Source organism: Peribacillus sp. TE19612, assembly GCF_056279465.1.
In genome coordinates this window covers 156905-177894 of record NZ_JBWCCL010000011.1, presented here as the reverse complement: position 1 = coordinate 177894, position 20990 = coordinate 156905, and the positions used below count along the sequence as shown (strand labels likewise).

The 20990-nt window shown below is 39.6% G+C and carries 17 protein-coding genes and 1 pseudogene; 10 read left to right on the top strand and 8 right to left on the bottom strand.

The window, feature by feature from the left end; genetic code table 11:
• Window positions 1-284: 284 nt before the first annotated feature.
• The gene (gene trpS, locus ACZ9AO_RS19675) at window positions 285-1271 is read right to left on the bottom strand and encodes a tryptophan--tRNA ligase (RefSeq protein WP_063591819.1); all 987 of its coding nucleotides are present in this window, start codon (window positions 1269-1271) and stop codon (window positions 285-287) included.
• A 569-nt stretch (window positions 1272-1840) separates the two neighbouring features.
• Between trpS and ACZ9AO_RS19670 the strand changes: the two genes are divergently transcribed.
• On the top strand, window positions 1841-2986 hold the full coding sequence (locus ACZ9AO_RS19670) for a putative glycoside hydrolase (RefSeq protein ID WP_251539047.1): 1146 nt from the start codon (window positions 1841-1843) through the stop codon (window positions 2984-2986).
• A gap of 51 nt (window positions 2987-3037) precedes the next feature.
• Here the strand turns inward: ACZ9AO_RS19670 and ACZ9AO_RS19665 are convergent, their stop codons facing one another.
• The gene (locus ACZ9AO_RS19665) at window positions 3038-3226 is read right to left on the bottom strand and encodes a hypothetical protein (protein WP_034314508.1); all 189 of its coding nucleotides are present in this window, start codon (window positions 3224-3226) and stop codon (window positions 3038-3040) included.
• A 96-nt stretch (window positions 3227-3322) separates the two neighbouring features.
• Here ACZ9AO_RS19665 and ACZ9AO_RS19660 point away from each other — a divergent pair, with 96 nt between their 5' ends.
• From ACZ9AO_RS19660 to pepF, 6 genes are all read left to right on the top strand, one after another.
• Window positions 3323-3904 (top strand): GNAT family N-acetyltransferase, encoded by a 582-nt coding sequence (locus tag ACZ9AO_RS19660; protein WP_048686930.1) that lies wholly within the window; start codon window positions 3323-3325, stop codon window positions 3902-3904.
• Window positions 3905-5519: 1615 nt separating this feature from the next.
• Window positions 5520-5915 (top strand): transcriptional regulator SpxA, encoded by a 396-nt coding sequence (gene spxA / locus ACZ9AO_RS19655; protein ID WP_034314502.1) that lies wholly within the window; start codon window positions 5520-5522, stop codon window positions 5913-5915.
• 494 nt (window positions 5916-6409) lie between these two features.
• Window positions 6410-7078, top strand: a complete 669-nt coding sequence (mecA, locus tag ACZ9AO_RS19650) for an adaptor protein MecA (protein WP_034314498.1) — start codon at window positions 6410-6412, stop codon at window positions 7076-7078.
• A 90-nt stretch (window positions 7079-7168) separates the two neighbouring features.
• Window positions 7169-8677, top strand: coding sequence for a cardiolipin synthase (gene cls / locus ACZ9AO_RS19645; RefSeq protein ID WP_251538672.1), 1509 nt, complete (start codon window positions 7169-7171; stop codon window positions 8675-8677).
• 97 nt (window positions 8678-8774) lie between these two features.
• Complete coding sequence (locus ACZ9AO_RS19640) at window positions 8775-9983, top strand: competence protein CoiA (RefSeq protein ID WP_251538674.1); 1209 nt, start codon at window positions 8775-8777, stop codon at window positions 9981-9983.
• 166 nt (window positions 9984-10149) lie between these two features.
• Complete coding sequence (pepF, locus tag ACZ9AO_RS19635; RefSeq protein ID WP_476109965.1) at window positions 10150-11967, top strand: oligoendopeptidase F; 1818 nt, start codon at window positions 10150-10152, stop codon at window positions 11965-11967.
• Window positions 11968-12900: 933 nt separating this feature from the next.
• Here pepF and ACZ9AO_RS19630 read toward each other — a convergent pair.
• The 6 genes and pseudogenes from ACZ9AO_RS19630 to ACZ9AO_RS19605 all read right to left on the bottom strand — a co-directional run bounded on the left by ACZ9AO_RS19630 (window position 12901) and on the right by ACZ9AO_RS19605 (window position 18222).
• On the bottom strand, window positions 12901-13794 hold the full coding sequence (locus tag ACZ9AO_RS19630; protein WP_476109963.1) for a ClpXP adapter SpxH family protein: 894 nt from the start codon (window positions 13792-13794) through the stop codon (window positions 12901-12903).
• Window positions 13791-14195 (bottom strand): globin domain-containing protein, encoded by a 405-nt coding sequence (locus tag ACZ9AO_RS19625; RefSeq protein WP_053534150.1) that lies wholly within the window; start codon window positions 14193-14195, stop codon window positions 13791-13793. Before ACZ9AO_RS19625 ends, ACZ9AO_RS19630 begins: the two co-directional genes overlap by 4 nt.
• A gap of 233 nt (window positions 14196-14428) precedes the next feature.
• Window positions 14429-14719: pseudogene (locus ACZ9AO_RS19620) on the bottom strand (lytic transglycosylase domain-containing protein); the annotation flags it as partial.
• 49 nt (window positions 14720-14768) lie between these two features.
• Window positions 14769-16592, bottom strand: coding sequence for a reverse transcriptase/maturase family protein (locus ACZ9AO_RS19615; RefSeq protein ID WP_476109961.1), 1824 nt, complete (start codon window positions 16590-16592; stop codon window positions 14769-14771).
• Window positions 16593-17177: 585 nt separating this feature from the next.
• Window positions 17178-17612: a transglycosylase SLT domain-containing protein gene (locus tag ACZ9AO_RS19610; protein ID WP_476109959.1), complete on the bottom strand. Its 435-nt coding sequence runs from the start codon at window positions 17610-17612 to the stop codon at window positions 17178-17180.
• A 31-nt stretch (window positions 17613-17643) separates the two neighbouring features.
• On the bottom strand, window positions 17644-18222 hold the full coding sequence (locus ACZ9AO_RS19605) for a CYTH domain-containing protein (RefSeq protein WP_251538682.1): 579 nt from the start codon (window positions 18220-18222) through the stop codon (window positions 17644-17646).
• Between the two features lie 319 nt (window positions 18223-18541).
• Between ACZ9AO_RS19605 and yjbM the strand changes: the two genes are divergently transcribed.
• Genes yjbM through ACZ9AO_RS19590 form a run of 3 tightly spaced genes read left to right on the top strand, consistent with a single transcriptional unit; the run spans window position 18542 to window position 20938 of the window.
• Entirely contained in the window at window positions 18542-19162 is a 621-nt protein-coding gene (yjbM, locus tag ACZ9AO_RS19600; RefSeq protein ID WP_034314484.1) for a GTP diphosphokinase, read from the top strand.
• Window positions 19163-19211: 49 nt separating this feature from the next.
• Window positions 19212-20006 carry an NAD kinase gene (locus ACZ9AO_RS19595; RefSeq protein ID WP_034314482.1) on the top strand — a complete coding sequence of 265 codons (795 nt, stop codon included), beginning with the start codon at window positions 19212-19214 and terminating at the stop codon, window positions 20004-20006.
• Window positions 20007-20023: 17 nt separating this feature from the next.
• A complete protein-coding gene (locus tag ACZ9AO_RS19590; protein ID WP_476109957.1) occupies window positions 20024-20938 on the top strand; it encodes an RluA family pseudouridine synthase in 915 nt (304 codons plus the stop codon).
• Window positions 20939-20990 lie beyond the last annotated feature (52 nt).

Here is a 20990-nt window from a genome sequence, read left to right as displayed (position 1 = left end):
TACAATGAATATTTTCTGTTCGGCAGAAAAATTAGCCATAAAAAACACCCCGTAAATGTTAGTTTGGTGTCTAACATTTACGGGGCAGTTCAACTTGATGAAAATCGAATCTGTCTACAGTTTTTTATGTACAATTTGAAAATTTGCCTGAGCCCGCGGAGGAGTGACATATTTGATAAGAATGTGAGAAGGAATCAAGAGCTACAAAGAAAAGGTTTCGGAATGATACGATCCGAAACCTTTTTGTTTACACACTGAGACGATTCGTTGAGGATCGTCTTCTTTTATCTCTTTCTGCCAAGTCCCATGCCATTATACATTTTTCTGATCATTTTATTGGCTTCAATATTCGCCTTTTCTGCACCGCGGTCCAGAATTTCATCCAATTCAGGTGAATCGATCAATGCATTATAGCGTTCTTGGATTGGCAGGATTTCTCCAAGAACCACCTCAGCCAAATCACTTTTAAAGTCACCATAGCCTTTGCCCTCATACATCTCTTCAATTTCTGAATAGGATTTTCCACTGAAAATGGAGTATATGGACATCAGGTTGGAAACACCTGCTTTGTTTTCCTTATCGTAACGGACAATTCCTTCCGAATCGGTAACTGCGCTCTTGATGTTTTTTTCGATTTGCTTCGGATCATCCAATAAGGCAATCGTCGCCTTTTTATTAGGATCGGATTTGCTCATTTTCTTGTTTGGTTCCTGAAGGGACATGATACGGGCCCCTTCTGTAGGGAGGCTGATTTCCGGGATTTTAAATATGTCATTATGTTTTTTATTGAATCGTTCAGCCAAATCGCGTGTCAATTCTAGATGCTGTCTTTGATCTTCCCCGACAGGGACCACATCTGTACTATAAAGGAGAATATCGGCAGCCATCAACGGCGGGTAAGTGAGCAGTGCTGCGGATACCCCTTCTTTGCCAGCGGATTTGTCCTTGAATTGTGTCATTCTCTCAAGTTCCCCGATATAGGATATACTCTGTAAAATCCAGCCTGCCTGTGCATGCGCTGGTACTTCTGATTGAATGAAGATGGTATTTTTTTCAGGATCCAGGCCAATGGCCAGATATAAAGCAGCCAATGTTTTAATGTTTTTCCTTAACTTGATGCGGTCTTGTGGAACTGTAATTGCATGTTGGTCAACAATACAAAAGAAACATTCATATTCATTTTGTAAGTTAACGAATTGTTTCATGGCTCCGATGTAATTTCCTAAAGTAACGGAACCGGATGGCTGAATGCCGGAGAAAATCCTTTTCAACTGCTAGTCACTCCTCTAAATACGTTTATTGATAAATGGATATTCGCTCTTCATTATTGTAAGGATAAATAGAAAATGAATCCACATTCTTTGAAAGAAATGTGCATGTTCCTTTGTGGGGAAACGCTCATTTGAATCTTGTGGAGGGCCGTTTTGTCCTGTATCGATGCCATTTTGAGAATACGAAATGTCCACTATACTGTATTTTAGCATTTATTCATATTAAATGTATAATCGAAACGGAAATCAAGCCAATAGAAAGGATTTTCCGTTTCTTTTTTTTGACATGGAAGAAATGAAGGCTTCAAGGAAAATCAAACCGTTTAACATATATCACAATGAGCAGACCATTTTAGGGAAGGATACTCACAAGGGAATACAGGATTGTGAACGTATTCTTAAGCTGAAACTTTGTAAAGCAGTTTTTTTAATTATTTATCAATTATAGGAGTAAAGTTAATTGTTTGTGGTATTAAAGAAAGGGGTTTATTATATTTGTTGAATATTGATGACTGATGGCGAATGAGGTGGAGAAAATGAAACCAATGTGTAAATGGTTGATGACTGGTATGTGCTTATTCCTGATTCAACAGCCAGTTCATGCGCAAGGCATGAACGAAACCAGGCAGGTAGCATTAGAAAATAAAGAATTGCCTGCGAGCGTACCGCGTTTTGTTTTTGATTCGGGGTTGAAATTCGACTATCCGGATGCTGTACGCGGAATATATGTGACAGGGCCTGCAGCGGGTGGCAATAAATTGAATGAACTTATTAATTATGTAGATGAAACCGATTTGAATGCGATGGTCATTGACATTAAGGATGACAAGGGGAATGTAACGTATAAAACGGAAGATCCCGACTCTCCATATGCTGGGATTGGTAAAGACTACATAAAAAACCCAAGGGCAATGCTGAAAAAATTTGAGGATAAACAGATTTATCCGATTGCAAGGGTTGTCGTCTTTAAAGACTCTCTTTTGGCCAAAGAGAAACCTGAATTGTCTTTTTTAGATGGTGAAAAGGTATGGAAGAATGGCCGTGGGGAAGCCTTCGTTAACCCATTCTTAAAAGAAGTGTGGGATTATAATGTCGGTATTGCCATTGAAGCGGCAAAGATGGGTTTTAAAGAAATTCAATTTGACTATGTCCGTTTTCCCGAAGGATTCGAAAATAAAGAAGATGATTTGAAATATGATGTCGGTGAATATGATGAAGCGAAAATGAGTCATACAGCCAAAAGGGTTCAGGCAGTGACGGATTTCGTAAGTTATGCGAGGAAGCAACTGGAGCCATACGATGTCGAAGTGTCAGTTGATATTTTTGGATATGCGGCTACATTGCCTGAAGCTCCTGGAATTGGGCAAAACTTCACAAAAATCTCTGAGAATGTTGATGTAATTTCCTCGATGATCTATCCGAGTCACTGGACATCTTATTTTGGTATCGAAAAGCCTGATTTGGAGCCTTATAATCTCGTTAAGGAATATGCGAAATTGGAGAACGGGAAGCTGAAGGAATTAAAAACACCACCTACTTCAAGACCTTGGCTGCAAGATTTTACTGCCTCTTATTTAGGCGATGGAAATTACCAAAGGTATGGTAAGGAAGAAGTGGAAGCCCAAATAAAAGCATTGAATGATAATGGTATTGATGAATACTTATTGTGGAATGCAGCAAATCGATATACAAAGGGAGTAGACTATACCCCATGAAAAAAAGGATGACCTAGGAAGTTCCTTCCGGTCATCCAAATTCTCTCTGAATTACCGCTTTTTATTCCCGCCAACTTGACTCCACCCTGACTGAATTCGTTTCGATTGATCGAAAATATGAGAGTGACGTTTCCCGCCAAACCATTTTTCGCCGATGCCATTCGTCACAACGCCATTCACAGCCGTAATGCCAATAACGCAAGCGGCGACTAAAAAAAAGTCCAAAAAGTAGCTGATCATCAAAACCCTCCTAATATTTTCAAGCTATTCAAGTTCCATTGTAGTGGATAAGAAAAAATCTGGAAAGTATAAACTAGCAAATGAGGAGATTAAATTATGAATTGGTATGAAAAGCTAAACCAGTATTTCCCTATTGAAGAAATGAAGTCAAAAGAACACATAGAAGTTCTTTTAGAAGATAAACAGGAAATATATAAAAAGGATGAAGGTCCCGACCATGTTTTATTATATGTGGAAGGGGACGAGTTTATATTCGTTGATTACCTTTTTGTATCAAAGAAATCAAGGGGGCAAGGACTTGGAAGGAAATTAATTCAAAAATTGCAAAAAAAGCAGAAAACGATCTTGCTGGAAGTAGAACCAGTACAAGAAAATGATGATGATACATTTAAAAGGCTGAAATTTTATAAAAGGGAAGGATTCAAGCATGCCTCTTCGATTTCCTACAGCAGAAAATCGCTTGCCACCAAGGAGAATACGCCTATGGAAATCTTGTATTGGCCGGCAAATCCATCTGTTGATGAAGAAGATGTATTTGATTTCATGAAAGAGATTTATTCTGAAATCCATACTTACAAGGATGATGATCTTTATGGGAAATCTTATCAAGATGTAGAGGATGTACTTAGCTTGAATGCAGGTCAGGAAGCCGATATTTTTAAAGAGATGGAAGTTTGAGTAAAAAGGGCCGGTTGTTAACCGGCCCTTTTTAGTTTGTCGAAATCATGTTTTTTAAAGGAGAACTTGGTTAATATTCAATAAAGTTATTTTGGATGTCCAATATATTGAGAAATTTTCCATACTCCTGCCAAAATGCTGGCTAGCCGAGACCCTGGAGAGGTTTACGTCGAAGAGGCTTGGCAGACTGTCGGCGGAAAGGGGAGTGGGTTTCTGGAATCAACTGGAATGAAGTTTTAAGAAAAAACCGTAGGCAAGACTCATCCCGAACCAAATTTAAGAATAGGTGATCCTTGATGTTTTTTTACTGTAATCCTTAAAGGATGGAAGAAATTTGCGGGACTCCTGCCGAATAACTGGGTAGCCAAGACTCCACAGCCGCTTATGGTGAAGAGACTTGGCAGACAGTCGGCGGAAAGGGAGCGGATTTCCGAAAGTGGGTATGTGTAATGATTTCCACTCCAGGCACTCGCTTTCCGCGGGCGGTCCAGGGAGCCTCCTCGGCGTTCGCCTGCGGGGTCTCCCTTGGCCACGCTTTTCCCGCAGGAGTCTCGTACCTTACGTTCCAATCAGCTGGAACTTCTTTTTTTAGAGAAATTGTAGGAAACTGGCTCTTCTTCTCCAATTCGTCTACAGTCTGGCGGTCCATCAATTTTCCGGCAAAAGGAGTTTCGAATCCTCTCGCCCCGAACCATAATTTTAAACAAGACTAGTTTATCCTTCATGTTTTTTTACAGTACCCCTTAATGGACGGAAGAAATGAGCGACACTCCTGCCGAATAACTGGCTAGCCGAGACCCCACAGGCGCTTGCGCCGAGGAGGCTCGGCAGGCAGTCGGCGGAAAGGGAGCGGATTTCTGGAATCAACTGAAATGAAATTTTAAGAAAAACCGTAGGCAAGATTCATCCCGAACCAAATTTAAGATCCTTGATGTTTTTTACTGTAAACCTTAAAGGATGGAAGAAATATGCGACACTCCTGCCGAGATGCTGGCTAGTCGAGACCCCGCAGGCGCTTGCGTCGAGGAGGCTTGACAGACAGTCGGCGGAAAGGGTGCGGATTTCTGGAATCAAATGGTATGTCTTTTATTGTGCATATTCTGCAGGTAAATGAATATCTATAACTTCTTGGATAGTAGATTACTCCCTTATTGCGGATTCTTTCGAATTACCTTTTTCACTTTTGGAAATATATGTGCTAAAAGAATGGTTTTTCTTATAAAAGGAGGAATTTGCTTTTTATTAAAGAAAATATATTAACATGATCTTGTTTATTGACAAGGATTGGGGGTAAATAAAAGTAACGAGATAATTAAATAATCATGGGCCGAATTGAGAGTTAAATGAGAATGGCAGCTATGTTTTTTCAATTAGAAAATGTGGTCTTAATGTATTACATAAAAAAATGAAATAGCTATAGTACAGCATGAACAGGAAGTTTTAAAGGATTTTTTCAAATATCAAAAAGGGTATTCATTTTAAAAAAATTAGTGTATAATAAGGAACATGAAATACTTATTTAAAATTATTTCAAATTAGAGTGGTACTTATGAATACTAATAGTAGATTTCCCCTCATAGATCACCGATTCTATATTTAGGGAGTGTGAGTAAGCATGGTAACATTATATACATCACCTAGTTGTACTTCATGCAGAAAAGCAAAAGCATGGTTAGAGGAACATGAGATTGGATATAAAGAAAGAAACATTTTTTCAGAACCGTTAACGATTGATGAGATTAAAGAAATTCTTCGAATGACAGAAGATGGAACCGATGAAATCATTTCAACACGGTCAAAAACTTTCCAAAAGTTAAACGTAAATTTAGAGAGCCTGCCTCTTCAAGAATTATATAAATTGATCAAGGAGAATCCTGGACTGTTGAGACGTCCAATTATCCTTGACGAGAAACGGCTTCAAGTTGGTTATAATGAAGATGAGATAAGACGATTTTTACCACGTAAAGTTCGTACCTTCCAATTACGGGAAGCACAACGTATGGTCAACTAATAAGGTCTTTCAAGCTCTGCCAGGAAATGTGCAGGGCTTTTTCTTTATACATATCCGATTTTCCGCTGATTTTTTTAACTTAATGACGGGGAACATAACAGGATTGATAGTCGACAGCGGTCGTTTCTTAGCTGCAACAGGTCCCTTGAACCGATCATCATTTAAAGAAAAAATAAGAATGCAGCTCATCATGCCATGTATATAATATGACATTGACGGCAGTAAGAGTGAAATTTAATAAAGCATTATGATAGTTGCATGCGGATGTATTTTTTTATAGAATGAATGGAATATTAGGCAAACAATTGTTTTTTAGATAAGTAATGTTTTTTATTTCCCTTCTTCAAGGTTTTGTCATAAAATGATGTAAAATAGTCTGTTTTAATGACTATCATGATTTACAGTATTCACTTACGGGTAAAGAGCTTTTAAGAGCAATTTTCGCTTGGGGGTTATTATCCCTTCAAAATGAGAAAGGAAGGGAGAGGGGAATCATGGAAATCGAACGCATTAATGACGATACAGTAAAATTTTATATTTCCTATATAGATATTGAGGAAAGAGGCTTTGATCGCGAAGAAATTTGGTACAGCCGCGAGCGAAGTGAGGAACTTTTTTGGGAAATGATGGATGAAGTGCATCAGGAAGAAGAATTCATGATTGAAGGACCTTTATGGATTCAAGTTCAAGCCCTTGAAAAAGGCTTGGAAGTTTTGGTCACAAAAGCCCAGCTTGCCAAAGATGGTCAGAAACTCGAGCTGCCTCTTTCAGATGATAAGTTAAGGGATTTGAATGTATCAGACAAGATGGATACGCTTCTTGATCAACATTTTCATGGTAAAGATGAAGAAAGCGGAATGACATTCGAAGATGGTATGATTGAATTCATCACGACTTTCGAGGATTTCGAAGATGTCATTTCATTAAGCAAACGTCATGGCTTGGATGATTGGACGACTAAACTTTATGTTTATCAGAATAAATATTATCTTTATATCGAATTTTCCGAAGCGGAGATTGATGAGGAAGAAATCGATAATGTTCTAAGTCTTTTATTGGAATATAGCCAGGAGTCGCCTATAACGGTGCACATGCTTGAAGAGTACGGAAAGATAGTTATCGAAAATGATGTATTCACAACGGTCGATAAATATTTCGCATAGACTGTTGAGGCCGATTTCAGTAGAAATCGGCCTTTTCGTCTAAGGGGGTTTTTTTAGTGTTCCTGTGTTTGTTAATTGGAGGGAGTCTAGGTGAAGAATATAGTTGGCATCGGTCTGCTTATTCTCATGTTGGTCAGCACTTGGCATTTTCTATTAAATGGCGTTGATGGCGGGCTGATTTTTTATTCTAGCCTTATTTTGACCCTTTTCTTGGTGATAATTGGATTCAACATTTTCCTGGAAAATCGAGATCCCATCCAGACCATAACATGGCTTGTTATTTTTTGCGCTTTCCCATTCATCGGTTTCATTTTTTACTTTTTGTTTGGCCGTAATTTTCGGAAAGAAAGGATATTTCGCAAGAAGTACTTTTTGGATAAACAGACTTTCGTGAAAATAAGCGGCGAAGCGGGATATAATGAACGAATTAAGGAAATGGGCGATCACCCACAGCAGTTAATCACTCTTGCAAATAGGCTGGGGAATAGCCCTGTATCATTTACGACCGAAACCAGGGTTTTACGGAATGGTGAGGAGACATTTTCCAATATCATCGAAGAATTAAAAAAAGCAAGACATCATATTCATTTAGAATATTATATTGTTAGGGATGACCGCATTGGCGGACTGCTAAAAGACATCTTGATACAAAAAGTAAAAGAAGGGGTAAAGGTCCGTTTTCTCTATGATGCGGTTGGTTCCTGGAAGTTAGCTCGATCTTATATCGATGAACTGAAGAATGCGGGAGCCGAAATGGTGGCCTTTGGTCCGTTGCATCTCCCTTTATTAAATAATAAATTCAACTTTCGCAACCATCGTAAAATAATTGTGATAGATGGCTCTGTCGGTTTCACCGGCGGCCTCAATATAGGGGATGAATATTTGGGACAAGACCAGAAATTCGGTTCTTGGCGGGATACGCATCTCATCATAAAGGGGGAAGCGGTCAGGACGTTACAGCTCATATTTCTGCAGGATTGGTATTATAGCACCAACAATAGTTTTTTAAGTGATGAATACCTCATGACCGGAATGCCGAACCATCACGGACATGGCGGAGTTCAATTGATTGGCGGCGGGCCGGATAGTGAATGGACGATCATTAAAAGCATTTTTTTTAAGATGATCACTTCAGCAGAAAAGTCCGTCTGGATTGCCTCCCCGTATTTCGTTCCTGATGACAATATCTTACAAGCATTGAAGGTGGCTGCTTTAAGTGGTTTGGATGTCAGGCTTCTCGTCCCGAAGAACCCCGATAAACGTATCGTATTTCATGCTTCGAGAACTTATTTTCCCGAATTGCTTGCTTCTGGAGTTCGTATATTTCAATATAATGAAGGCTTCATGCATAGTAAAATCATCATAGTGGATGACCAAATGGCATCAATTGGGACAACCAATATCGATATGAGAAGCTTTCACCTGAATTTCGAAGTCAATGCATTTCTTTACCGGACGGAAAGTGCTAGGCAGCTGGTGAATGATTACATGGAAGATATAAAGGTATCCAAGGAAGTGGAGATTGATGAGTTTTCCAAACGTAATTTCGGTTTGAAATTATTGGAGTCCACTTGCCGATTGCTTTCACCCCTTCTTTAGATTGTAACTCTCTTTTATGCCGATCAGGCATTTTTTTTTGCACATTAAAAGGAATCCTAAGCGAACCAGGCGAATGTAGTGGATGAGGAGGAGATGTATGCTAACTGCGATAAATAAAGATGGGACTTGGATTACCCTCCCTGAAAAGATACCGGCAAACATGATTGATGACTGGAGAAAGTCAGCAGATTATTACTGTCCATGCTGCAAGATGGAAATGACCATCAAAGCGGGAAGTGTAAGGGTTCCGCATTTCGCCCATAAAAATAGTTCTTCATGCCGTGCTTCTTCAGAACCGGAATCCGCCTATCATTTAATGGGAAAAAGAAAATTGTTTCAGTGGTTTTTATCACATGGTTATCATGTGGATCTAGAAGCCTACCTTCCCGAAATTAAGAAAAGGACTGATATTTTAGTGAGGATAGGAGGTAATCGTTATGCGATAGAATTTCAATGCTCAGTTATCCCCGAGGCGGAATTCATGGAAAGGTCAAGAGCCTATCAAAGCATAGGCATTAAACCAATCTGGATCCTCGCTGCAAAAAGCTTAAAAAGGAAAAGCTTTTATGAATTCAGTATATCCCGCTTCCAATGGCTCTTCGTCACCGGCAGCTTCCATCATCCGTTTCTTTGGATGTATTGCCCGGAAACTGATCATTTATCAGTATTGAAGAACCTCACTCCTTTTACCCCTAGAACCGTCTTTGCCGAATTGACAACAGCTTCTCTAAAGCTCCTTCCCCCTAGTCGGGCAGTGCCCCAAAACTGCCTTCGTTTCCCTTTTCTGCCTGTATGGAGATATAAACGAAATGGCTGGTCCCTCCATCGAGTGAAAACAGCACGCAGATACGATCCTGTTTTCGAAGCCCTATATTTACATCATATTTCACCTGCGACACTTCCAATTGAAGTGGGTGTTCCCGTCAGAGGGATGCTGTTGATCGAAACTGCCTCGATCGAATGGCAGGCATGGTTATACATGGATGTGTTTCAAGGGAAAAGAACAGGGGAAAAGATTTATATGGCTGATATTATCCGCATTTTTAGAAAGCGTTCAAAAAAAGGGGAAATTAAGTTCCGACCGTTGCCATTGCTTCATGAAAAAACCATCGAGTATCCTATAGATCAATATATCATGCTTTTGGAGCAATTGGGTTATCTAACAAAGCTGGAAGAAGGGGTTTTTAAAGTTGAAAAGGAATTTACCCTTCCCTTCACCAGTGATCAAGCTCAAATTTTGGAAAAAGATTTCTATGATAAGCATAAATTGATGATGGAAAAGGGGAATATCCAGTATAATCAGTGATAACATCTCAATTTATCTTGAATTCAGATGAAATGGCAGGATTATTTTTGTAAATGGAGAAATAGTAATAAGAACTGGGAATTAAACAAAATGAAGCATTGCAGTTTCAATCCGGTTTAATGAGTTAGCCCAATGGCAAGTTTCTATAGAATGGGGAGGAATTTTTATGGCACAGGAAACAAAAACGAATACATTACCTTCAAGAAGTGAAATAGCTCCTGAAGATACGTGGAGACTGGAAGATATCTTCGCAACCGAGGAAGATTGGGAAGCTGCCTTCAAAGCGGTAAAGGAAGACCTCAAGAAAGCGGAGGCACATAAAGGGACATTGGGAGAAAGCGCAGAAAAGTTATTTGCGGCCCTCCAACTTCAAGATGAGGTTTTCGAGAAGCTAGGGAAAGTTTATTCTTATTCACATATGCGCAATGATCAAGATACAACCAATCCATTTTATCAAGGGATGGAGGATCGGGCAAAAGCTTTATACGCACAGGCAGCGGCTGCGTTTTCATATATGGTTCCTGAACTATTGAGTATTGACGAAAGTAAAGTGGAAGGGTTTTTGGAAGAAAAAGAAGAATTGAAATTATATAAACATTCTTTAGAGGAAATTAATCTTCAGAGACCCCATATCCTATCAGCAGAGCAGGAAGAACTATTGGCGCAGGCATCAGAAGTACTCGATGCATCGGGCAATACTTTCGGTATGCTTAACAATGCCGATCTGAAATTCCCGACCATCAAGGATGAAGAGGGAAATGAAGTGGAAATTACTCACGGAAGGTATATCAGATTTCTTGAGAGTGAAGATCGCCGTGTACGTGAGGAGGCATTTAAAGGGGTATACAGCAAGTATGGGGAGTTCCGTAATACATTTGCTTCAACCCTGTCAGGTGAGGTGAAAAACCACAACTTCAACGCCACGGTTCGAAAATATGATTCAGCACGCCAAGCGGCGTTAAGTAATAATAACATTCCGGAGACCGTATACGATAATCTCGTTAAAACGGTCAACGACAACTTGCCATTACTGCACCGTTATCTTGATTTACGTAAAAAGGTACTGGAATTAGATGAACTTCATATGTATGATCTATTCACTCCTCTTGTTAAAGAAGTGAAGATGGAAGTGACATATGACGAGGCCAAAGATTATGTCCTTAAAGGTCTTGCTCCGCTAGGGGAGGACTATTTGAACGTTTTGAAAGAGGGATTTGAAAACCGTTGGGTCGATGTGCATGAGAACAAAGGGAAACGAAGCGGTGCCTATTCTTCGGGTACATACGGGACGAACCCTTATATTCTAATGAACTGGCAAAATAACGTCAATAACTTATTCACGCTCGTTCATGAGTTTGGGCATTCGGTCCATAGCTACTATACACGTAAACATCAGCCATATCCATACGGGAATTATTCAATATTTGTAGCGGAAGTTGCATCGACTTGTAATGAAAACCTGTTGAATGATTATTTACTGAATTCGATCGAAGATGAAAAGAAACGCATCTATTTACTGAACCATTACCTGGAAGGTTTCCGTGGCACATTGTTCCGACAAACTATGTTTGCAGAGTTTGAACATACCATTCATTTAAAAGCTCAAAATGGGGAAGCCGTGACGGCGGATATGCTTACTAAGGAATATTATGAGCTGAACAAGAAATACTTTGGCGATAACGTAACCATTGATGAAGAAATCGGTTTGGAATGGGCTCGTATTCCACACTTCTACTATAATTACTATGTTTATCAATATGCAACTGGAATCAGTGCAGCAACAGCATTGAGCAAGCAAATCCTTGAAGAAGGAGAGCCTGCTGTCAAAAGGTATCTGGAGTTCTTGAAATCAGGAAGTTCCGATTATCCGATTGAAGTACTCAAAAAGGCTGGCGTCGATATGACAAAAGCCGAGCCTGTACAAGAAGCCATGAATGTATTCGAAGAAAAATTAAATGAGTTGGAAGAACTTTTGAATAAATAGGATGTGGAAAGGACCCGAACACTTCGGGTCCTTTTCATCTTTATCTGGATGTCCGTCATAATCCTTTAAAACGGTTTCTCTGATTGAAGCTATGAAGAATTATGAACAAAACAAAAAATAAAATAGGGGAGGTAAAATACAGAGGAATGAGGTCCATGATACCGAGTAGCTGGACAAATAGCGACCCTATCAAGAGTATGAGTAGAATAAAGCCTTTCAATTTGGTCACCTCCAACCTGGCAGCAGTAAAAACTCATCTGCTCATTATTAGATAGTATGTTTTAGAATAAGCAGTATTCTAAGAATATGACAATAATGTGAAGTCGCGCACAAAGTTCTTGCAAATAAGGTGTGTCATCTGCTATAGTACAGATATAGAAGTTATCACATCCCAAACATATACCCCTTTGTTTGTTCGTCGTGAAATTTCTCCCATCCCCTTAATCGTATAAATAGGTGAAAACCCCAGCAAATTTCGTGATTTGCTGGGGTTTTTCATGTGCATGAAATATAATGGTACCGGTAGTAATAAAAGTTGAACGTAAGCTGAATTAATAAAAAGAAATGTTTAGTTATTATTGTGACATATTTCACAAATAGACTCAATCCTATACTAAATCAGCTATCAAAACACGTATTGCCTAAAAATTAAAACCGTCTCTTATTTAGCTATATAGACCAGAAAGGATAATAAAAGACGAAAAATATATATTGTGAACAATTTGTGAAAAGTTACACATATGGTTGAAACATAAATGGGTTATCTGTTATATTATATATTGTGAAGTGAATCACAAACAAACTTATACCCCTTTGTTTGATCGTGAAAAATTTCTCCCATCCCCTTATTTCTTATAATAAAAAAACCATGCAATCTTTTGATTTGCATGGTTTTTCCTTTTTAATATATAACAAACAAAGAAGCAGTCAAATTCATGACTGCTTCTTTGTGTATCTCCAGAACGTTCCGTATTTAGCAGGAATTTTCTCTGCCAACTGTTTTAAAACAAGCTTTTTCATTTCCAACTCGACGGCATTCTTACTCATATTATAAACCGTTTCAATCTCCTTTGTGGCCACTAGTTTGAAACAGCTGAGAAATTCTTCGAGAGAGGGAGGGGGTGCGGGGGCTGGAAGACCATTCAGCATATCTTCTAAAATTTGAACATATACCTCGTAGGAATAGACACCTGAAACCTTTATTCCCTCTTCTTCAATATTTTGATTGAAAAAGACAAGGGAAGGTATTTCAGTCACTTCCATTTCACTTGTGATTTTCATGTCACATTGAAAGCCTTTGGCTGCACTGGATGAATTGATGTCATAAAGGAATTCCTCCACATCCAAACCGACCATTTTGGCACATTCGGTCAAGACCTCGATATTGGATATATCCTTTTTATCTATGAATACATATTCTTGAAGCTGCCTTAAAAAGCGAATGGCCAATTTACGGCCCTGCAATTCCGCTGCCTTTATTGCGATGGAAGCTGTATATGGAGAAGAGATTGGGTTTTCAGACCAAAGGCTCCCGTCGCAGGACATTCCCGAGCGGCTGGCTGTCTTTTCCCAAACTTGAGCAAGGTTTTCATAATTTTTATTTTTCCCCATATTAAGAGAATCGATTTTACCGCTTAAAACATGGCGTAAACTGAACAATTGGCCATATTCTATCTGTAATTTCCTAATAATTGGTTCTAAGCCCCAGCACTCGGGACAAAGCGGATCAACAAAAACATAAATTTCAATTGGCTTTTTTCCTATATCATAGCAATGCTGCGTCTTGATCCAATCGGAAATATTGAAAACTGGTTTTTGTGCGCTCAACTGTCTTCTCCTTTCCCGTCAGTTCCGGATGTATTGATCATATGCTGTGCCGTCAAATAGAGGCGGTGATAGAAAAACTCCCTAATCTCACCTTCAAGGCCAACTTCGTCCATGGCTTGATACATGCATGAGAGCCATGCTTTCGCACGTTCTGGTGTGATTTCAAAAGGTATATGTCGAGCCCGCAACATAGGATGGCCATGCTCTTCGGTATATAAAGAGGGACCGCCTAAATATTGAGTCATAAATTGTTTTTGCTTACGGACCGTTTCAGTTAAATCGTCAGGGAATATTGGCTGCAGATCCGGGTGTTGACTAACGTTGGAGTAAAACACATCAATTAATTTGTGTAATTGCCCTTCTCCAATTAATTCATATGGTGTAGGGTTCCCTTGCATCATGTTGATTACTCCTTTTAAAGAAAGATGGTTGATATTTATTCATATTTTATCAATGACGTACTGATATAACAAATATATAGCTTAAAGAAAATTTTACATCTGTAGTATGACACAGGGAAATGAACGAAGATGACAGCATTTGAGGAGCTTTACCATTTGTTCAGGGTGCGTGGAAGAAGCATATATAGACATGAAAAAACTGACCCATCATAAATAAACAGGGTCAGCTTGCTTTAGCTTGAAAATGTGCCATAAACTTTTTGGACATAGTTCTGAGTTTCTTTAAAAGGAGGGATGCCGTTATATTTATCGACATTTCCTGGCCCGGCATTATAAGCAGCAAGGGCAACCTGAATGTCCCCGTCATAACGTGCCATCATTTGACTTAAATATTTACTCCCGCCCATGATGTTTTGTTCTGGGTCGGTTGCATCATCCACCCCAAGGCTTTTTGCAGTTGCTGGCATTAAGTAGAGTAAGAACCCGGCGCCTTTCCATATTTCTATGGTAGGTTTCCAAGAACTCCTCCCCGAACCGTACGTACACCTCTCGACGTATACGGCTCTCCATTTATCAATCTAGCTTCCCGTTATGCAAGTTGAGGTGACATTCTTTACAGAGTGCCATGGTTTTGCGATTACGTTCTATCATTCGCTTTTCCCATCTCTTCTTGCCTTTAAGGTCTTTTAGCTTTTTAACGTGGTGTATTTCTAATGGTTGATTAGTCTTTCCACACCATTCGCATTTATCTGCTAAAAGTCTGTCAATTAAACTCGTGCGATTGTATATAATATTTCTTCCAGAAGGGATAGAGTCTATTTTTTCTTCTTTTGATATATGTTCTTGTTTTTTAAGTCCATCATCAAAGAAGAAAGAAACCTTTTTTCCTTTGGCAGTTTCATATCTAACGCCAAAATGACCATTTATGTTGTATTTATTTATTATCTTTTTAACGCTTGTTTTGTATTTGCTGGCGAATGTTTTATACATGCTGTATTCCATGATGTATTTGAAATCACTAAGTTTATGGACATCATTCGCTAATCTATAATAATTATACAATCCTCTTATTTCAGCGTTATAAATTGAAAGTATCTCTAAATCGTCATTTTGAAGTAGGTGTGCTCGGTGAGCTGACTTCCACTTTTTAGTGTTTGAGTCTATTTTTAACGCTTTGTATTCAATCAGTTTGTTTCTCCAAACTTCATGGGGGAGTAAAAGTTCGCAACACATGGTTCTAGTACGTTGTTTGTGACCACTTGCGGTAAATTTAGTAGTCAAATTATCATGACTAATTTTCACATCGTATCCTAGGAATCTCGCTCTATTCTTAGAATGAGTAATTAGCGTTTTCTCTTGAGACAGTTCAATCTTTAATTCATTCTCAAGAAATAGAGTGATGTCGCGCTTAATCTTTCTACAATCTTCTTTACTCCCAATGACCCCTATAAGGAAATCATCAGCGTATCTAACGTATTGAATTCTTTTATAGTTATCGTCCATTGGTTCCTTGTAAGGAAGTTCCATCATGTGTTCTTTTAATTTCTTAACATGTAGTTGTGCTTCAACTTTTTCTTCTGCACTCATTTCGTCCCATTTCTCTTTGTATCTTGCTCTTGCTCTGAAAAGTCTGGATTCTCGAGTTCGATATTCTTTTAACCTTTTACGACTTTTTCCTTTATCAAAGTTTGATTTATAAACTTTCATAAAGGAGTCTAGTTCATTTAGGTAGATGTTAGAAAGAATCGGACTGATGATTCCGCCTTGTGGTGTTCCACTGTATGTTTTATAAAATTGCCAATCTTCTAGGTACCCTGCTCTTAGGAATTTCCAAATCAAGTTGATGAAGTGTTCATCATCAATTTTTCTTTTTAATATTCCAATGAGAGTGTGATGGTCAATATTATCAAAAAAGCCTTTAATATCGCCTTCGATGAACCATTTGGCTCCTGAAAATCTATCTTTCACTTGAGCCAATGCAGTATGACAACTTCTTTCAGGGCGGAATCCATGAGACATTTCGGAAAATTTTTTCTCATAGATACTTGCTAATATCATTCGCACAACTTCTTGTATTAACTTATCTTCAAATGATGGAATGCCTAAAGGTCTTTTATCTCCATTCTTTTTTGGGATATAGACTCGTTTGGACGGTTTGGGTTGATAACTAAAATCTTTAATTTTTTCAATAAGTTTCTCAATACGTTCAAGACTCATACCATCAATGGTTTGTCCATCTACACCTTTTGCCATGTTGCCTTCTTTAGAGTAGATCCTCGCATATGCGATAAGATAAAACTCCATGTTGTAAAGGTTTCTATAGAGCCTTTGAAATTTGTAATCTTCACGAGTTGTCTGCTTCGCTAGATTGTCTAACACTACTCTTGGACTTCTCATAGAGCCTCACGCTCCTTTCCAATTTAAGTTAGACTAGATAAACTGTTCCCCTTCGCCATGTGATAAGCTTTCCTTATCTCGGACTACTACGGGAACTCCGTTACCATATTGGATATTCAGACACTATTGTCATAGCTATTAAATAGCTTTCCAACTTAGGTAATCACCATTTAGTACACATAAGAACAAGCACGTTGTAATGTCGGATGTGACGTTCGTCCTTTTCTTCTTATTGAAGCTGGTTAGCCTTAGACCACTTCACAATTGACATGCAATTAGTCAATTTTGTAATAAGAAAATGAGCCTACAGTTATCTCATTTCCTATGGCTATATGACGTTCATAAATACCTTCCGTCATAGATGGGCCTTAAATCCCCTTGGACTGTCATTAAGGCAGTTTAGCTTTCATCCTCGTTTACAACTTTTCGTCTTGCCATTCAGTCGTATCGTGGTATTTCGATAACTTATGGCTTTCCCAACATGCTACACTCCCCGATATTTGGTTTTCCTCACGGATAAGTTGGGTGACGACAGGTCGTTGTGGTCTGACCTGATCCTTGCTAAAGGAGATTTCTTACGTGACCTTATGGTCGCACCTGCATAAGGCCTGTTGCACCCGCATAACTGGTGGCTTCAGGGTTGAAGTTCGATTCTTGTTTAATGACAGACTTAATCAGTTTTTCCGGGAGATTATATAAACTTGCCGCCTGGCTGATGATATGATCATAGTTTGTTGCGTTTTCCCTGCTCTGATTGTTAGCGTGGGCAGTGGAAATCGGGTTGATGTTCATGGATGTCAGGCCGATGGGTTGAAGAAAGGACTTCTTCGCTTCCGTTTCCACATTGGATAATAAGGAACCCAATGTCTGCGAAGTGCCTTCTAGAGCATCACCCGAAACCAATGCCGAGAGCATGTCCTGGAAAACGGATCGAGATGAATTTGTATTTTTGATGTTGCCGTTCGTAAATTGCTGGATTGCCTGCAATTCCATAAACGTTTTGAAATCTTGGATTTTCAAACTCTCCACCTCCGAATGGGTTCAAACAGGATTATTTTTGGAATTTGGCACGATAAAACCTCTTAACCTTATTTTCGGTTTCCCTTACCGGAATTTGAAGGGTTTCAAGGAGGGTCAGGAAGTTTTTTTTCCCGGCTTTTGCATCCGACACTTCATATTCAAGCTCAAAGTCTTCTTGGTTCAAATACGAACTATGGTCTAAAACGAGCAGGCCCTCTTTGTAAGGAAATTCAAAACGGTCTGTCTGTAGTGTCCCAAAGCAGGTAAAATCTTTTGGATCAATTCCGCACTCGAGGATAAGATGTCGGATCTCGCCATCAGGGAATATGTTATGTTTCAGGAAGCCATATGCGGTTTCTTCAGGAATATCTTGATTCGTTTCCAATAATCCTTCTGTAGCGGGCTGTTTTAAAGTCAGCTCGTATCGCCCATTTTTCTCCCTGATCCTAAGTGCAGAGTCTTGCTGTTTCAAAGAGAATCCAAGTGTATCGAAGTAATGGTTTTTCTGTGTTTTAAAGTTCGATGCCCCGACATGAAAGTATTCGATCAGTTGACGAAATTCTTTTTCGCTTAAGAGGTTTTTAAATTCAATTTCAATATGCTGGTTCATGTGTCCCATCCTTTCTCGCTGATTCTTAGGTTAATCATATAAGAACCATTCCAGCTGTCAAATTGAATTCAATAATTTTTTGCTATTGTACTTGAATTTTTAGGAATCAATTGCAGGATATGATAAAATATAAACGTTGAGCACGAGAATGGGTCAATCGTATATATAGAAATTTAATACATATTCTTTGCTAGAGAAAGATTTAATAGGATCCAGTGGTGAATTGGCATAAAGTCATTTGGCTGCTGGGTTTAGGAGAGCGTTCTGCCCATACCAGAGTTGAACAGGCGCTTTTTAGATAGATATAGGTGGTGTGGCAATGGAGAGTTGGGACGATTTCTTGGCGCCTTATACTCAGGCTGTCGAAGAATTGAAGGTTAAGCTAAAGGGTTTACGGAAACAGTTTGAGAGAGAGAATATTCACTCACCTATCGAATTTGTAACAGGCAGGGTAAAGCCGATTGTCAGCATATTGGATAAGGCGAGCCTAAAGGACATTCCCATTGATAAATTGGGAACTGAGATCCAGGATATTGCAGGGCTTCGCATGATGTGCCAGTTCGTGGATGATATCGAACAGGTGGTTGAACTTTTACGAGGTCGAAATGACTTCGAGATAGTCGAGGAGAGGAATTATATTTCCCATAAAAAAGCTAGCGGCTATCGTTCTTATCATGTTGTAATCCGCTATCCGGTCCAGACGATCCATGGTGAAAAGAATATCCTTGCCGAAATTCAAATCAGGACTCTTGCGATGAATTTTTGGGCGACGATTGAACATTCTTTAAATTATAAATATAAAGGCATTTTCCCGGAAGATATTCAACTGCGACTCAAACGTGCAGCTGAAGCGGCCTTCCTGCTTGATGCAGAGATGTCGCAAATCCGTACGGAAATCCAGGAAGCACAGCGTCTTTTTTCCCGGAAGAAAGATTCTTGAACAAATAAATGGGTAAACGAGAAGAAATCTAAATTGAAGGTGGGATTACATGAAATTTGCGATTACGTCAAAAGGAGATGCGAAATCGAATACTTTAATGCAAAGGATGCGAACGTATCTTCAGGACTTTCATTTGGAATATGACGAAGATCAGCCGGATATTGTCATTTCTGTCGGTGGTGATGGCACTTTATTATATGCTTTTCACCGTTATAAGAATCGATTGGATAAAACCGCCTTTGTTGGAGTACATACAGGACATCTTGGGTTTTATGCAGATTGGACCCCTGATGAAATTGAAAAATTGGTGATAGCTTTAGCCAAAACCCCATTTCAAATAGTGGAATATCCACTGCTCGAAACGATTGTCCGTTATCAGCATGGAGGACGGGAAAACAGATTTTTGGCTTTGAATGAATCGACAGTCAAAAGTGTTGAAGGGACGCTCGTAATGGACGTTGAAATACGCGGCCAGCATTTCGAGACGTTCCGTGGAGATGGTTTATGCATTGCGACGCCATCTGGAAGCACGGCGTATAATAAGGCGCTTGGCGGGGCCATCGTCCATCCATCAATCGATGCCATCCAGATTACCGAATTGGCATCCATTAATAACCGGGTGTTTAGAACGGTAGGATCTCCACTTCTGCTGCCGGCACATCATACATGTATGTTCAGGCCGGTCAATGCGGTCAATTTTCAAATTACGGTCGACCATTTGTCCTTGCTTCAGGAAAATGTAAAGTCGATACAGTGCCGGGTGGCAGATGAAAAGATCCGATTTGCCAGATTCCGCCCTTTTCCTTTCTGGAAAAGAGTGCATGATTCATTTATTGCTAATTAAGGAGATAGACTCACCTCATGTCAAATCAAAACTTTTCTTTGACCTGGTCGGTTTCTGAAGAGGATTCTGGCTCTTTATTGCGAGAGTTTCTCAGCAAATGCGATATTTCAAAACGAGCATTAACGGATATTAAGTTTAAAGGTGGATATATCCGGTTGAACGGCGAAGAAGTAACCGTAAGGGAACGGATTGAAACAGGTGACACCGTCACCGTCATATTCCCGCCGGAGCAGGCAAGCGAAGGCCTTTTACCGGAACCGATCCCCCTGAATATCAGGTATGAAGATGAGTTTGTATTGGTGGTGGCCAAGCCCCCTTTCATGAATACCATTCCTTCCCGCGAGCATCCCAACGGCAGTCTGGCGAATGGCTTGGCGGGTTATTATAGGAAGACGGGAGTACAGGCGACGATCCATATAGTTACACGTCTTGACCGGGACACATCAGGTCTGGTTTTAATTGCCAAGCACCGGCATATCCATCACCTATTAAGTGAACAGCAAAAATCAGGACAGGTTAAACGGAGATACCAAGCCATAGCTGAGGGGATCGTTGAAGGACCTGTAGGAGAGATAGTGGCGCCAATCGGACGAAAATCGACCAGCATCATTGAACGGGAAGTTAGGGAGGATGGCCGGTATGCCTGTACCCTATTTAAGGTATTGGCACACACAGAGTCCCATACATTCCTTGATTTGGAACTCCAAACAGGGCGTACACATCAAATCAGGGTCCATATGGCGCATATTGGTCACCCGCTTGCTGGTGATGATTTATATGGAGGGAACAGGAGAGGTATACCTCGCCAAGCCCTGCATTGTTTTGAGTTGAAGTTTTTACATCCTTTCACAAAGAAGATGATGTTGTTTCAAGAAGAGCTGCCAGAAGATATGTCCCGTTTGCTCGATGGAAGTAAAGAATGGGATTCCTGATTTTTATAACGGGGCACATTAAAACGAATGATTCAAGATTTTGTAAAAAATC

Coding starts and splice junctions, on each gene's coding strand:
- ACZ9AO_RS19670 (WP_251539047.1), top strand. CDS start 1,841: ATGTGCTTATTCCTGATTCAACAGCCAGTTCATGCGCAAGGCATGAAC.
- ACZ9AO_RS19665 (WP_034314508.1), bottom strand. CDS start 3,226: ATGATCAGCTACTTTTTGGACTTTTTTTTAGTCGCCGCTTGCGTTATT.
- ACZ9AO_RS19660 (WP_048686930.1), top strand. CDS start 3,323: ATGAATTGGTATGAAAAGCTAAACCAGTATTTCCCTATTGAAGAAATG.
- spxA (WP_034314502.1), top strand. CDS start 5,520: ATGGTAACATTATATACATCACCTAGTTGTACTTCATGCAGAAAAGCA.
- mecA (WP_034314498.1), top strand. CDS start 6,410: ATGGAAATCGAACGCATTAATGACGATACAGTAAAATTTTATATTTCC.
- ACZ9AO_RS19640 (WP_251538674.1), top strand. CDS start 8,775: ATGCTAACTGCGATAAATAAAGATGGGACTTGGATTACCCTCCCTGAA.
- pepF (WP_476109965.1), top strand. CDS start 10,150: ATGGCACAGGAAACAAAAACGAATACATTACCTTCAAGAAGTGAAATA.
- ACZ9AO_RS19625 (WP_053534150.1), bottom strand. CDS start 14,195: ATGATGCAAGGGAACCCTACACCATATGAATTAATTGGAGAAGGGCAA.
- ACZ9AO_RS19615 (WP_476109961.1), bottom strand. CDS start 16,592: ATGAGAAGTCCAAGAGTAGTGTTAGACAATCTAGCGAAGCAGACAACT.
- ACZ9AO_RS19605 (WP_251538682.1), bottom strand. CDS start 18,222: ATGAACCAGCATATTGAAATTGAATTTAAAAACCTCTTAAGCGAAAAA.
- yjbM (WP_034314484.1), top strand. CDS start 18,542: ATGGAGAGTTGGGACGATTTCTTGGCGCCTTATACTCAGGCTGTCGAA.
- ACZ9AO_RS19595 (WP_034314482.1), top strand. CDS start 19,212: ATGAAATTTGCGATTACGTCAAAAGGAGATGCGAAATCGAATACTTTA.
- ACZ9AO_RS19590 (WP_476109957.1), top strand. CDS start 20,024: ATGTCAAATCAAAACTTTTCTTTGACCTGGTCGGTTTCTGAAGAGGAT.